Source organism: Haloferax mediterranei ATCC 33500 (genome assembly GCF_000306765.2).
Taxonomy (GTDB): Archaea; Halobacteriota; Halobacteria; order Halobacteriales; family Haloferacaceae; genus Haloferax; species Haloferax mediterranei.
The window spans coordinates 741,920-755,534 of record NC_017941.2; the positions used below are offsets into that span (position 1 = coordinate 741,920).

Sequence of the window (13,615 nt, forward strand, 5' to 3'; positions counted from 1 at the left end):
TGCTACACTATGCTTCTGTCACTTCGAACATAACGCCAGCATCGCGAAGCGCGTCGGTCACGCGCCCGGAGGCGTCGGTGCTGGCGACGACGACGGCATCTAATCCGCGAGCGGCGGCGTCGGCCGCAACTTCGCCCGGTGCGAACCACGTTGCGAGGTCGACATCGGCGTGGCGGCACGCAACGACTGCTTCGACGCCGCTGGCGGTGACGATGTCCGCCTCGTCGCACCTCGCAGCGAGTTCGTCGAGGTTGGCTTCGGCGCTTCCGCCGAGCCGAGCAGGGTGGATTTGCAGGACGTTCACGGCTCCGGGGTCCATCTCGATGACGCCCTCGAATCCGGTGACACTCACGTCTTCGCCCGCCTCGGCATCGGTGGTCGCGACGCCGATTGCCGGTCCCGTTTCGCCGGGTTCGGCGTGGAGGAGCCCATCCTGAATCGAGAGGGTCACCGTCTCGCCCGCCGACACGTCGTCGGTGGCGATGTAGGCGTCCTCGTTGACGCTCTCTAACACGTCGTCGGTGACGTGCTCGGCGAACCGTTGGAGGTCGCGTGCCTCCTGAAAGAGCCAGTCGACTCCCTCTTTTGTCACGCGGTAACGCGACTGTCCTTCTTTTTCGACGAGGTTGTCTTCGACGAGGTCCCGAATGTACTCGGAGACTGCCTGACTTGTCACGCCGACCGCTTCGGCGATTTCCCGTTGACTCACGGCCGGTTGACGGTCGGCAATCTCGGCGAGGATGCGGAAGCGAGTTGCGGTGCGCTTGTCCTCGAGGGCGCCGGTCATGTCACAAAAGTAGGTGGCACTGAGTAAAAAGGCCCCTACTCAGTCGCGCGTATTCGCGGCATGCCGGAGTCCGACGGCCGGGTCACTACACATTGGAATATGACAGTCGGAGCACTACAACCTCGAAGGACGACAGGCGACCCGTCACCGTCCGGTGATGATTTGGCTCTGTCTCCCCTGTCTTTCATCGTGCCCAGCGTCACCGTCCGCGACCGCGCCGTGTACCTCTCGGACACAGGCGCGCTCGTCCTCGCCGACCTGCACATCGGCCGTGCCGACGCCTCCGACGTGGAGTTCCCACTCGGCGAGCGAGCCGACCTCACGGAGCGATTGGCAACGCTCTGCGACGAGTTCGAGCCAAAACAGGTCGTCTTCGCGGGCGACGTGCTCCACCGATTCGACCGGGTTACTGAGCGTTCGAAATCAGCGCTGTCAGCCCTCGCGTCAGTGTGTACCGACGCCGAAGCACATCCGGTGTTCGTCGCCGGAAACCACGATACCATGCTTTCCGAGGCGTGGTCCGGCACGGTTCACGACGAGTTCGAACTGGGAGACGGGACGCTCGTCTCGCATGGACACCGCCATCCAGACGGCGAGTCGCACCTTCACGTCGTCGGCCACGACCACCCGACGATTACTATCGAAGGCCGGACACGACCCTGCGTGCTCTACGGTCCCGGCGCGTACCGCGGGGCGGACGTGCTGATGCTCCCGTCGTTCACTCGTCTCGCGGCGGGCGTCGAAGTAAACCGAATGCGTGCGGGGGAGTTCCAGTCTCCGCTCGTCAGCGACGCGAGCATTTTTCGCCCGCTCGTGCGTGACGAGGATGCTGACGAGACGCTCACGTTCCCGCCGTTGGGCGAGCTTCGTCGGTTGTTTTAAACTGACGGAGGTGTGTACCGTCCTTCCTACGTCGAGAGGTCGTCGCGGATGGCGTCTGCCGCCTCCTTGCCGCTCCGCATCGCGCCCTGAATCGACGACCATGCGGTGTAGTCGCCGGCGAGGTAGGTTCGACCGGGCGCGTCCCGATGGTCCGGAAGCGAATCGTGAATTTCCGGCGGTTGGGCGAACTGTGCGAAGGAGATGTAATCAGTGTGCAGCAGTTCGAGGTCGTCGAAGTAGCGCTCCGGATACCACGCTTCCAGTGTCCGGCGCGTCTTCTCGAAGAGTTCTTCTTCGGACTCGTCCTGCGCGGCAGCCCCGAGGAACGTCGCGTTCAGCAGTTCCTTTCCCGGCGGGGCGTACTCCGGCGCGACAGTCGAAAGCGGGACGACTGTATTGGGGTCTGGATTGGGGGCGTTGAGCATGATTCGCTTGCCCGCATCGAGACCGCTTCCGGTCGGGAGCGTGTAGTACTGGGTGACACAGCCGCGTGCGTCGGTCGGAATCGACCCCACGCCCGTCAGGCGGCGCGCCTCTTTGGGATCGGTCGCGACGACGACCGCGTCGGCTTCGACTGACTCGTCGTCTGTCGCGACGACCGCGCCGTCGGCGTCGCTCTGGACCGACTCGACGCGTTCGCCGAGTCGAATGGTTGCGCCTTCGTCGCGGGCGGTCGCTGCGAGTTGCTCGGGAATCGCCTGCATCCCGTCGGCCGGAACTGCGGCGCGCCCGGTAGCGAGCATCTTGAAGGTGTATTCGAACACCCGCTTCGAGGTAGAGAGCGACCGGTCGAGTGTGATGCCGCCGTAGAAGGGAGCGACAAAGTGCTCGATGAAGTCCTCGGAGAAGCCCCAATCGCGGAGGTACGCGCGGATGCTCTGGTCCGGCGAGTCGAATATCTCCCCTTCGTCGCGCGTGCTCACGTCTTGTCTGAGTGCCAACGTTCGAAGTTTGTCGCTCGTCGTCACCTCCGGATTTCGGAGGGAGTCGAACAGGCCGTTGATGTCGCGCAGGGGGTCGGAGAGGACCGACCGGCGACTCGGCCGACAGATGGTGGCTCCGGGGGCGAGTGGCCGGAGGTCGAGGGCGTCAAAGTCGAGTTCTCGCCGGACTGCGGGGTAGCCGGTTAGGAGGACCTGAAACCCGCGGTCGAGCGTAAACCCGTCTTTCGTCCGGGTTCTCACCCGTCCGCCAACGTCGTCGCGTCGTTCGATGACGGTCACGTCGGCCCCATCGACAGCGAGGTGTCGTGCGGCGACGAGGCCCGCGAGTCCCGCGCCGACGACCACGATGTGGCTATCATCCATATCCCGTTCCTTGGACGGACGACACAAAGCCCCTGCGGGTGGCGGCCATCGCCCGACGGGAAGGGCTTAGTTCTTCCCCTCGAAAGGGTCGCCTATGCGAACTTCCGACACGTTCTCAGGGCTGGTGTGTACGGAAACCGGCGACGAATACGACGCCGCCGCGACCGGGCCGAGTGATGCGGACGCGCCGCTCGACCCCACGTACGACCTCGACGCAGTCGAGTGGGACGCCGAGACGCTCGCAGAGCGCCCCTTCGATACGATGTGGCGCTACCGCGAACTACTCCCCTTTTCCGACCCGGTGACGGCGAACGAGGGCGCGACGCCGCTCGTGGCGGCCACGGCGCTCGGTGACGAAACGGGCGTCGGCACACTCCTCATCAAAGACGAGGGCCGAAACCCAACCGGCACGTTCCTCGACCGTGGCTTCTCGCTCGCGCTCACCGCTGCGCGCGAGGCCGACGCCGAGGTCGTCGCGCACGCTTCGCCCGGCAACGGCGCGCAGTCGGCGGCGTCCTACGCGGGTCTCATCGACGTTCGCTCGTACGGGTTCGTCCCATCGCGGACGCCCTTCCCGAACAAAGCGATGGTGAACGTCCACGGCGGCCAGATGAAGGTCGTCGGCGGGCGCTATCCCGCGGCGCTCTCTGCACTTCACGAAAAGCTCAAAAGCGACTGGTTCACGCTTCAGGAGTTCGACAATCCGTACCGTCACGAGGGTGCGAAAACCATCGCCTACGAGGTTGCCGAGCGACTCGACTGGTCAGTCCCGGACTGGGTGGTCGTCCCCGTCGCCACCGGCGAACTCATCTACGGCGTCTACAAGGGCTTCCGCGACCTTGCCGAGTTGGGTCTCGTCGATGACGTCCCCAGACTCGTGGCCGCCCAGTCTATCGGATGTGCACCTATCGCCACCGCGTGGGAGGCCGACAACGACGACCACGAAGCGTGGAACCACCCCGACACTATCGTCGGCGAACTGGAGATTCCCGACCCCGCTGGCGGGTCGCTCGCGCTCCGTGCCCTGCGCGAATCGGACGGCCTCGCTGTCTCCGTCAGCGACGACGACGCCCTCGAATCGGCGGTCACCGCCGCGCAAACTGCGGGCGTCGAAGTCGGTCCGGCCGGTGGCGTCGCCCTCGCCGCCATCTGGGACCTCGCGGACGAGTTCGATGCAGACGAGACGGTCGTCGCCGTCAACACCGAATCCGGGACGAAAAACGCCGATATCCTCCGTAGTCACCTGATGGGTCAAGGAATCTAGGCGGAATCCACGGCACAGCGGTTCTGTCCTACCGGACAATCGGCGTCTCGATTCGCGATTGACGGTGTCACAGTTTCGTGATAGTCCGCGTCTCGAACGCCGATACGCTCCACCAGATATTTGGTTTAGACACGTCTAATTCGGGGTATGTTGAGCGACGTGATGGAGGACTATCTGAAGGCTATTTACACACTCCAATTGGAACACGGGCCGCCTGTTTCAACTTCTGACATCGCGGAATACCTCGGAAAGACGCCGCCGACGGTGACGAGCATGGTCGGCAAACTCGAAGACCGCGGACTTCTCGACCGCGAGAAATACAAGGGCGTCGAACTGACCGGCGAGGGACAAACCGTCGCGCTCGAAGTGCTTCGACACCACCGCCTGCTCGAGGCGTATCTCACCGAACATCTCGACTACTCGTGGAGCGAGGTCCACGACGAGGCCGACGCGCTCGAACACCACATCAGCGAGGAGTTTGAACGACGTGTCGCCGCCGCGCTCGGCGAACCCAAGGTCGACCCGCACGGCGACCCCATCCCAAGCGCCGACCTCACGCCCCCGGATTCGTCGGGGATGACGGCGCTCGTGGACCACGAAGTCGGTGACCAACTCGTCGTCTGTCGCGTTAGCGACCGCGACCCAGAGGAGTTAGAGTACCTCTCCGAAGCAGGGGTCACACCCGGAACGACCATCGAGATAACTGACATCGCACCCTTCGGCATGGTCACGGTTCGCGTCTTGGACAGCGACCGCGAACAGAGCCTTCCCGAAGCCGTCGCACAGACCATCCGCGTCCGCCCGCCCGACGAATCCTGTGATGGCGAAGGGGTGTCACCCGCGTGACTGGCTGGGCAGAGATTCTCGTCGTTGCACTCGTCACTCAACTCGCGGTGCTTCCCGGCGAGAAGGGCCAGTTCATCATCGCCGGACTATCGACGCGGTACGACCCGAAAATCGTCGTCGCAGCGGCTGGCTCGGCGTTCGGCGTCTGGACGGTTTTCGAAATCGCCCTCGGGAACGCGCTCAAGAACGCGCTTCCACCGGTTGTGCTCGACGCCGTCACCGCAACGTTGTTCGCGCTCTTCGCAGTACTCTTGCTTCGGTCTGTCCCGTCGCGCGGTAGCACCCCTGCGAGTACCGACGGTGGTGTCGCAGAGACCGAACCCACGCTGAGCGTGTTCGGTCACGAACTGTCCGGTCAGGGGTTCGGTGGCTTTCTCCCCATCTTCGTGATGATGGCCGCTGGCGAGTTCGGCGACAAGACACAACTCGTCACCATCGGACTCGCCGTGCAGTACGGCGCACACCCCGCGATTTGGGCCGGTGAGATGCTTGCGATTGTCCCGGTGAGCATCGCTAACGCGTACTTCTTCCACCGTTTTTCCCACCGGTTCGACACGCGGAAAGCGTACTTCGGCGCAGCCGCCCTCTTCGGCTTTTTCGCCTTCGATACGGTTCTCAACATCTTCACCGGAATCTCGATTTGGGAGCAGTTCATCGACATCGTGAGCAGCACCGTTCTCGGTCTCTTCTGACCCAGTTCCCCCACCGCTGTCGATTTCGCGGTATTTTTCACGGATTCGACCCTATGAGTGATTCATGTCTACCGTCCTCCCCTCTCTCGGTGCCGGGGTGGTCTTCGGCCTCGCGCTCGCCGCCCCGCCGGGACCGATGAACGCCGTCATCGCAGAGGAAAGCGTCGTCCGTGGTTGGTCTGCCGGTACCCGCGCCGGACTCGGTGCGATGAGCGCCGACGCCCTCTTTTTCGTGCTCGCGGCGCTCGGTCTCGTCGCGTTCGTCAATCAGTTCCCGACGTTGCAGGCGCTGATGGTCGGTGTCGGTGGTGTCCTCATGCTCTATTTCGCCTACGGCGCGGCACAGGAGATGGATACGACGTTCCGCGAGGCTGCTGACCCCCACGCCGACAGTGCCGGGTTCTCGAAGGCGTTCGTGCTCGCATTGACGAATCCGTACCAGATTCTCTTCTGGCTCACCATCGGCGTCGGACTGCTCGAAACCGGGACAGTCGACGTGCTCTCTCACATGCCTTACCTCGGCGAGTCGCTGTCGAACCTCCTCATCGTCCAGACGGGAAGTCCGGCGCTCATTATCGGCTTTTTCACCGGTATTACCATCTGGGCAACCGGGTTCCCGGCGGCGCTCGTCGCGGCGGAAAAGCGGGTTGATTCGTTCGCCCCGACGGTCGCCGCGGTTAGCGCGCTCGTCCTCGGCGGATTCGGCGTCGGCTTTATCTGGGACGCGGTGCAGTCGCTCGTTCTCTGACAACGCAGTCTCACCTTTTTCGCAGAAAAACAGCGAACTCGAATTCGCTCGGTGCCCCGGTTCACATGTCGCGGACGATGTCGTCGCCGAGCGTGTCGAGATAGCTAAAGTGGTCGTCGCCGACCTGACTCTCTACGTCGTGGTCCGTGTAGTTCGTAGGTGGCGTGTCACCGCTTTCGATGCCGGTCTCTCCGAGCGCCTGGTCGAACTCGAAGGTGTTGTATGCCCACTGGAGCACATCGTCGGCCGCGCTGTGGTAGTTATGGACGGCACCGGTCTGGTCGCGAATCGCCTCGTAGGTCGCGCGGCTCTCCTCCTTTCCGGGCACCTCGTTGTCCGTGGCCGCGCCGAGTGGGTGCATCGTTTCGATTTTGTAGCCCAAGTCGGTCCAGTCGTTGCGATTGTTAAGCGTCCGAATCGTGCTGAAGATGACTTGTGCGCCGAGCGAGTGGCTCACAAACCGGGTGTTCGTTCCGGGCGAAGCGCGCTTGACATCGAGTGCGAACTGCGCGAGTTTGCGGCCGTTCTTCTGGGCGATCTCTTGCGCTTCGTACCATCCGTAGTCTATGCCCTCTCCTTTGTCGCTGTCCCACGTGTAGCCGACGACTGCGCCGTCGTATCCGGCTTCGTCCAGTTTCGTGTCGGCCTTCGCTATCTTGTCGAGGGCCGCTTGTTCGGGGTCGTCTCTGTTTTTGTCCCACCCGTGGACGAATACAGTCAAATCTGAGACACTATCGGTGTCGATGCACGGAACGTCACCGGTAGTCCCGTAGTCGTGGGCAGTGTGGCCGGACGTGAGATTCGCCTCGTTGTCGAAGTGGTCACGCGTCGAGACGTGCGGAACCGACGCGGCGGCCGCCGGAGCGGCACCGAAGACCGTGAGTCCGGAGAGTGCTGCTGCTGTCGTCGCGAGGAATCGTCGTCTGCTTGCCATGAGTTATCATCCCGCACTCGGCGGGTGGAGTTTCGTGCGCACCGAAACATAATAAATCAAACTACGGTCTGCTACGTAGACGAATAGTTCCCACAACCCCCGATAGCCGACCCGTCGAGACGAGAAACACTATGAACCACCGTGGCCGATTCCCGCGTATGTTCGACAAGTCGACGTGGATCAAACTCCCTCGGAACGTGCTTCAGGGCCACGGCGTCCTCGACGACCTCTCGGCCGCAGTCGACGAGTTGTACCTCTCGGGTGAGCCGTTCCTCGTCACGAGTCCGACGCCGGAGCGCATCGCAGGCGACCGGATTCGCGCGCAGTTCGACGGAATTTCGTCGGTCTCGTTGGACCGTGCGAGCTTTGAATCGGTCGAGCGCGTCGTCGAGCAGGCGCGCGAGCAGAACGCCGGCTATCTCATCGCCCTCGGTGGCGGCAAGCCCATCGACGTGGCGAAGATGGCCTCCGACCGCCTCGACTGTGGATTCGTCTCGGTCCCCACGGCGGCGAGCCACGATGGCATCGTCTCCGGCCGGTCGTCGATTCCCGAAGGCGACACGCGTCACTCGGTCGCCGCCGACCCGCCGCTGGCTGTCGTCGCCGACACCGAACTGCTCGCGGAGGCTCCGTGGGAACTCACGACCGCGGGCTGTGCGGACATCATCTCGAACTACACCGCGGTCAAGGACTGGGAACTCGCCCACCGCCTGAAGAATGTCGAATACTCCGAATACGCGGGCGCGCTCTCACAGATGACAGCCGAGATGCTCGTCCAGAGCGCCGACTCCATCAAGCCGGGTCTCGAAGAGTCCGCGTGGATAGTCACGAAGGCGCTCGTCTCTTCGGGTGTCGCCATGTCTATTGCCGGGTCGTCCCGGCCCGCCTCGGGTGCTGAGCACCTCTTTTCTCACCAACTCGACCGCATCGCCCCCGGCCGCGCGCTCCACGGCCATCAGGTCGGCGTCGGTTCTATCCTCACCGAATACTTCCACAGCGGCCCTCGCGGCGAGTGGACGGATATCCGCGACGCCCTCTCGACGATGGGCGCGCCGACGACGGCCGACGAACTCGGTATCGACGGCGAGACGGTTATCGAGGCGCTGACGACGGCCCACGAGATTCGCGACCGCTACACCATCCTCGGCGACGGCGTCAGCGAGGACGCGGCCATCGAGGCGGCGACGATTACTGGCGTTATCTAAACCACCTTTTAACGCCTCGGGTTGCGGGGCGACCACTCGGCGCAAAAACCTGTCCTCGTGAGCGTGAACGAACGAAGGCTCGTGAGATGCGCCGCGTCTCACGGCGGAGGGAAAAGGCCGCAGCTCGCTCACTCCGTTCGCTCGCTACAGTCCGAATCAGAGCGACTTCCACGCTTGTCTTGTCCAACCTCTTCCCGTTCCGAACCCGAAGAGGGATTACACCGTCTTCCTAATCCCTGGTCATGGCAACTGCGAGCGCCGGCAATCCGCTGAAGGAACACCCCGCGGCCGCGACTGCTGTCCTCTCGGTGGTCGGCTACGCTGTCGTCGTCGGCACCTTCCTCGGATTCGTCCCCGGCAGGGTCTTTCCCGACTTGTCGCTCGAACAGGTGAACCTCCTTTCGGACGCGATTGCTGTCGTCAACACCATCAACGTCCTCGTCATCGCGGCTGGCTGGCGCTGGATTCGGCGCAACGAGGTGAAAAAACACGCCACCGCGATGGTTACTTCGTTCACGCTCATCCTCGTGTTCCTCGTGATGTATCTCGCGAAAATCGGCGGCGGCGGCACCAAAGAGTTCGTCGGCCCGACGTTCGCGTACTACCCGTACCTCGCGATGCTGGCGATTCACATCATCCTCTCTATCGTGTCGGTTCCGGTCGTGCTCTACGCACTCGTCCTCGGTCTGACTCACTCCGAGCGCGAACTTCGGACCGAGACGCCACACCGGAAGGTCGGCCGCATCGCCGCCGGTGCGTGGCTCGTCTCGCTCGCGCTCGGCGTCGTAACCTACCTCCTGCTCAATCAGATCTACAGTTGGGAGTACGTCGCCTCGGCGGCGGGCACCCTCGTCGCCCCGCTCGTCGGTTTCTGAAGTCCGCCCGCAAATCCGGACACTCCCCTCGAATCGCGGCCACGAAAGCTGTGGATTTTTATCGCGGCACGTAGTGGCGGCGAATATGCGAGTCGCGCTCGTCTCGATGTACACGACACACCACGAAGAGACGGGTGCAACGAGACGGCTTCGGCGGACGGCGGAACTCCTCGCCGAGCGCGACCACGACGTATTCGTCTGTTGTGCCCAGTGGTGGGACGGCGAGGTCGTCGAGTTCAAACAGAACGACGTGACTTACTACCGCGTGACTGAGACGCCGTCGTCCGGTCGATTCGCTTCGAAAGTTCCCTTCGTCCTCCGCGAAATCTCACCCGACGTGATTCAGGTGGCGAGCTATCCACCGTCGCACGTCACGGCAGTCAAAACTGCGGCACGGTTCCTCCGAACACCCGTCGTCGCCGACTGGTGGAACCGTGACAGCCGAGGCGGGTCGCGAGCATACACGCGCGCGGCCAAAGCACCGAACGCCGTCTTGGTCCCCTCCGAGATGGTCCGCACGCAGGTCCGCGAGTTGGGCGCGTCCACATCCGCGACGCGAGTCGTGCCCGAACCCATCAACATGGACCTCGTCCGTGAGGCCGACGCCGAAGAACGCGCAGACGTGGTCTACGCGCGCGAACTCGACGAGCACGCGAACGTCGAGAGCTTCCTGCTCGCGCTCGCGGAACTCCGAGACAAGGGCTGGTCTGCGGTCGTCATCGGCGACGGTCCGGAGCGTTCGACCGCCGAGCAGACCGCCCGCGACCTTCGCATCGACGACCGAATCGAGTTCGTCGGCGAACTCCCGGCTGACGAGGCGGTGCCGATTATGAAAGGCGCACACGTCTTCGCGCAGACGGCGACGGTCGAACCCTTCGCGACGAACTTGCTTTGGGCGCTCGCCTGTGGCTGTGTGAGCATCGTCGAGTATCAAGCCCGGTCGTCGGCCCACGAACTCGTAGAGGGTCGCGAACGCGGGTCGCTCGTCACCAGCCCGCAGGAACTTGCGGACGAAATCGTTGCTGCCCGCGGCTTCGACCACCAGACGATAGACGAGGACTACGCCCGCTACGACTTCCGGCACGTCGTCAACGAGTACGAGTCGGTGTACGAAGCGGAAATCGACGATTACGGCTTCTTCTGAGACGGACGGCGGTCGATTTCGAGACGTGAGTAGCTGTCCCGGAACAGCGCCCCCGCTCACGGCCGGTAAAAAACGAAGAAACGCGACGACGAGATTAGTCCTGAATGTCGTAGTCGCCGCCGTACTTCATGAAGAAGTACGCGAGACCGAGCGTTGCGACCATCGCAAAGCTCGTTGCCACGCCGAGCGCCTTCGCGCTGCCGGGGACTCGCGGGAGATTTGCGCCACCGCCCCCACCGACTTCGACGGTTGCAACGTCGCCACCGACGGCGACTGCGCCGAGCATGCCGAGCGTCTGGTGCGGGGAACAGTAGTACTTCGAGATGCCGGCGTCACCCTCTTCGAAGGTGTACTCGTAGGTGGTGCCAGCCTCCTTCACGGGCGCACCAGAGTCGAGGCTCGCGGGGCCTTCTTCCATCTTGATGTTGTGGGCACCGCCCTCACCGGTCCACTCCCACGTCACGGTCGTCCCGGGGTCGATCCAGACGCCCGCCGGTGAGAACGAAAGACCGTCTCCCGCGCCGACCTTGATGGTCACCTCACTCTGTCCGCGGAGGTCCTCGTAACCTCCATTGACTCCGTCGAGGTAGCCGCCGAAGTCAGGTTCTTCTGTTTGCGCCGCGGCCGTGCCAGAAGTGGCGGCAACCGCCGCGCCGCCAGCGGCCGCCCCGAGGAACGCCCGCCGAGACATATCCACGTTGCCGTCGGTCATGTCCGCCGCTTGGTGTGGGCCTGTAGTGAATACTTTGGTTCGCGTCCGTCGTCCGAGGGAACCCGCGCCTCAATTTGACGGGTCCCCACCGTCGTTTGATGGGGCGCTCTTGTGACGACCGAGTTAGAGCGTGTAGTCGAACTCGCCCGTCTCGCTCTCCAAGAACGCCGTCAGGAGGTCGATGTAGGCGACCACGTCGTCCTCGTGGACGCTCTCCGTGACGGTGTGGAGGTAGCGCGTCGGCATCGAGATGGCACCGACCGGCTTTGCGCCGTAGGTGTTCTGGAAGCCACCGGTGTCCGTGCCGCCAGCGGGGAGCAGCTCCATCTGGTAGTCGATTTCGTTCGTTTCGGCCACGTCGCGCAGGCGACGGTGGATTTTGGGATTGGCGATGGCGCTGGAGTCTTTCAGTTTGATACCGGCACCTTCGCCGAGCTCGGTGACGAAGTCTGCCGGGTCGAAGCCGGGCACGTCGTTTGCGACGGTCGTGTCGAGACCGAGTGCGAGGTCGGGGTTGAGGTCGACGCCGAGTGCTTGTGCGCCGCGGAGGCCGACTTCTTCCTGCACCGTTGCTGCGAAGTGGATGGTTACGTCAGGGTCCTCGATGCGCCGGGCGGCTTCGAGCATAGCGAACAAGCAGACGCGGTCGTCGATGGCCTTGCCCGTGATGTGGTCGCCCATGCGGACGGTCGTCTGTTCCATCGTCACGAGGTCGCCGACGGAGACGGTCTCTTTGACCGTCTCGGCGGGCAGACCGACGTCGACGTACGCGTCTTTGACCTTCGGGTCCTTCTTCTTCTGCTCCTCGGTGAGCGTGTGCGGCGGGACGGAGCCGATAACGCCCGTAAGGTCCTCGTCTTCAGTGTGGACAGTGACGCGCTGGGCCTTCAGGACGCGGGGGTCCCAGCCGCCGAGCGCGTCGAGTTGGATGAAGCCGTCGTCGTTGATGTGGCGGACCATGAAGCCGATTTCGTCCATGTGGGCGGCGACGGCGACCTCGTAGTCACTTTTGCCCTCGATGGTGCCGACGACGTTGCCCATCGGGTCGACACGAACGCGGTCCGTCGTTTCTTCGAGGTCCTCGCGGACGAGCGCGCGGATACGGTCCTCGTAGCCCGGGACGCCACTGGTCTCGGTGAGTTGCTTCAGTCGGTCGAAATCAAAGTCCATGAATTTGCATGAATTGCCGTTGTAGATAAGTCCATCAGTCCCGGGCGACCGTGCCGCCTCTCACAGACTGGGGGTGGGCACGCTTGTGACGGAAGGGTGGCATGGTGGACTCTCCGGCGAACTCTATCTGAAAGCCCATCGTCGTGTGTCTACAGGTCACTCTCCGGTGACGGCGGGGCCGCGACGGGACGTTTTGGTAGCGACCCAGCTACCGACAAACGCTCCGAGCATCCCGAACGCCCCAGCGAAAACGACGATGACGACCGTGACGAACAGTATCAGCATCGCTTGCACGACGCCGAACCACGCTGGCTGGTCTAACCCGGCGATGTACGGGAACACTCGGTGTGAATGCCAGACGAGTGGAAGCGCCCCGACAATTCCGGTTCGGAACCCGACGCCCGAGGCGTCTCCCGACCCATGTTCGAACAGGAATCCACCGACGAAACTGGCGAGGAGCACGGGACCGAGTGGGAGACTCCCCGGAGACGACTGCCAGGACGTGACGAACACGTACCACGCACAGACGCCGCCGACGGGGAGCGCATACGCCCACGGATGGTCTGTGAGCGTGCTGTGGAGGGACTGGAGGGACATGAGTAAAGAATGACATTCTATCGTGATAACTGTGTAGCAAGTACACGACCGAGACCCCATTGCCCGTCTCCGGGGACCCTTTTCACATCCCCACGCTATTCGAAGTCAACCCGTGCTGTCGTGGGAAACTACCAATCTGTTTTTGGTTGTTCCGGAATATTTTTCCACATCAATGCGTAGATAGATAGTATGTCAGACGCTGAATCTCAACTCCGCGAACAGTTCATGGATGCGTTCTCGAATGCAAGCTTCCCCGTGGACAACCAGATGTCGCTCGTCCCCGCTCTCCCGAACGGTCCGGGCACGAAGTTCGAAGCCGGCGACACGACCATCACGGCGATGGAACTCGCCGCAAAGCTCGGCAAGCATCAGGAATTCCCCTACGAAGACGCCGAGAGTCTCGTCGATGACGTCATCGACGGACTCAAGGCTGAAGACATGATTTAATCACG

15 protein-coding genes are annotated in these 13,615 nt (G+C 63.2%); 9 read left to right on the plus strand and 6 right to left on the minus strand.

The genetic code is table 11. The features are described from left to right. Positions 1–7 precede the first annotated feature (7 nt). Complete coding sequence (locus tag HFX_RS03795; RefSeq protein WP_004057446.1) at positions 8–787, minus strand: DUF7839 domain-containing protein; 780 nt, start codon at positions 785–787, stop codon at positions 8–10. Between the two features lie 189 nt (positions 788–976). Between HFX_RS03795 and HFX_RS03800 the strand changes: the two genes are divergently transcribed. Next, positions 977–1,669 carry a metallophosphoesterase gene (locus HFX_RS03800; RefSeq protein WP_004057445.1) on the plus strand — a complete coding sequence of 231 codons (693 nt, stop codon included), beginning with the start codon at positions 977–979 and terminating at the stop codon, positions 1,667–1,669. A gap of 26 nt (positions 1,670–1,695) precedes the next feature. Here HFX_RS03800 and HFX_RS03805 read toward each other — a convergent pair whose 3' ends face one another. Next, entirely contained in the window at positions 1,696–2,976 is a 1,281-nt protein-coding gene (locus HFX_RS03805) for an NAD(P)/FAD-dependent oxidoreductase (RefSeq protein ID WP_004057444.1), read from the minus strand. Between the two features lie 94 nt (positions 2,977–3,070). Here HFX_RS03805 and HFX_RS03810 point away from each other — a divergent pair, with 94 nt between their 5' ends. The 4 genes from HFX_RS03810 (at position 3,071) to HFX_RS03825 (ending at position 6,526) form a co-directional block, all read left to right on the plus strand. Beyond that, a complete protein-coding gene (locus HFX_RS03810; protein ID WP_004057443.1) occupies positions 3,071–4,240 on the plus strand; it encodes a threonine synthase in 1,170 nt (389 codons plus the stop codon). Between the two features lie 147 nt (positions 4,241–4,387). Beyond that, positions 4,388–5,086, plus strand: coding sequence for a metal-dependent transcriptional regulator (locus HFX_RS03815; RefSeq protein ID WP_004057442.1), 699 nt, complete (start codon positions 4,388–4,390; stop codon positions 5,084–5,086). Continuing rightward, positions 5,083–5,778 (plus strand): TMEM165/GDT1 family protein, encoded by a 696-nt coding sequence (locus tag HFX_RS03820; protein WP_004057441.1) that lies wholly within the window; start codon positions 5,083–5,085, stop codon positions 5,776–5,778. The genes HFX_RS03815 and HFX_RS03820 overlap by 4 nt, the downstream gene beginning before the upstream one ends. A gap of 64 nt (positions 5,779–5,842) precedes the next feature. Then, on the plus strand, positions 5,843–6,526 hold the full coding sequence (locus HFX_RS03825) for a LysE family translocator (RefSeq protein WP_004057440.1): 684 nt from the start codon (positions 5,843–5,845) through the stop codon (positions 6,524–6,526). A 61-nt stretch (positions 6,527–6,587) separates the two neighbouring features. Here HFX_RS03825 and HFX_RS03830 read toward each other — a convergent pair whose 3' ends face one another. Continuing rightward, positions 6,588–7,460, minus strand: coding sequence for an alpha/beta hydrolase (locus HFX_RS03830; protein ID WP_004057439.1), 873 nt, complete (start codon positions 7,458–7,460; stop codon positions 6,588–6,590). Positions 7,461–7,618: 158 nt separating this feature from the next. On the opposite strand from HFX_RS03830, the gene HFX_RS03835 reads away from it, so the two are divergent. The 3 genes from HFX_RS03835 (at position 7,619) to HFX_RS03845 (ending at position 10,684) form a co-directional block, all read left to right on the plus strand. Then, positions 7,619–8,665 (plus strand): NAD(P)-dependent glycerol-1-phosphate dehydrogenase, encoded by a 1,047-nt coding sequence (locus HFX_RS03835; RefSeq protein WP_004057438.1) that lies wholly within the window; start codon positions 7,619–7,621, stop codon positions 8,663–8,665. Between the two features lie 242 nt (positions 8,666–8,907). Then, positions 8,908–9,540 carry a DUF420 domain-containing protein gene (locus HFX_RS03840; RefSeq protein WP_004057437.1) on the plus strand — a complete coding sequence of 211 codons (633 nt, stop codon included), beginning with the start codon at positions 8,908–8,910 and terminating at the stop codon, positions 9,538–9,540. A gap of 85 nt (positions 9,541–9,625) precedes the next feature. Continuing rightward, complete coding sequence (locus HFX_RS03845) at positions 9,626–10,684, plus strand: glycosyltransferase (protein WP_004057436.1); 1,059 nt, start codon at positions 9,626–9,628, stop codon at positions 10,682–10,684. A 94-nt stretch (positions 10,685–10,778) separates the two neighbouring features. Here the strand turns inward: HFX_RS03845 and HFX_RS03850 are convergent, their stop codons facing one another. From HFX_RS03850 to HFX_RS03860, 3 genes are all read right to left on the minus strand, one after another. Further along, positions 10,779–11,396, minus strand: coding sequence for a halocyanin domain-containing protein (locus HFX_RS03850; protein WP_004057435.1), 618 nt, complete (start codon positions 11,394–11,396; stop codon positions 10,779–10,781). Positions 11,397–11,519: 123 nt separating this feature from the next. Further along, positions 11,520–12,566, minus strand: a complete 1,047-nt coding sequence (locus tag HFX_RS03855) for a M42 family metallopeptidase (protein ID WP_004057434.1) — start codon at positions 12,564–12,566, stop codon at positions 11,520–11,522. A gap of 156 nt (positions 12,567–12,722) precedes the next feature. Next, the gene (locus HFX_RS03860; RefSeq protein WP_004057433.1) at positions 12,723–13,163 is read right to left on the minus strand and encodes a DUF5518 domain-containing protein; all 441 of its coding nucleotides are present in this window, start codon (positions 13,161–13,163) and stop codon (positions 12,723–12,725) included. Between the two features lie 189 nt (positions 13,164–13,352). Between HFX_RS03860 and HFX_RS03865 the strand changes: the two genes are divergently transcribed. Then, positions 13,353–13,610: an MTH865 family protein gene (locus HFX_RS03865; RefSeq protein WP_004057432.1), complete on the plus strand. Its 258-nt coding sequence runs from the start codon at positions 13,353–13,355 to the stop codon at positions 13,608–13,610. The last annotated feature ends 5 nt before the right edge of the window (positions 13,611–13,615 follow it).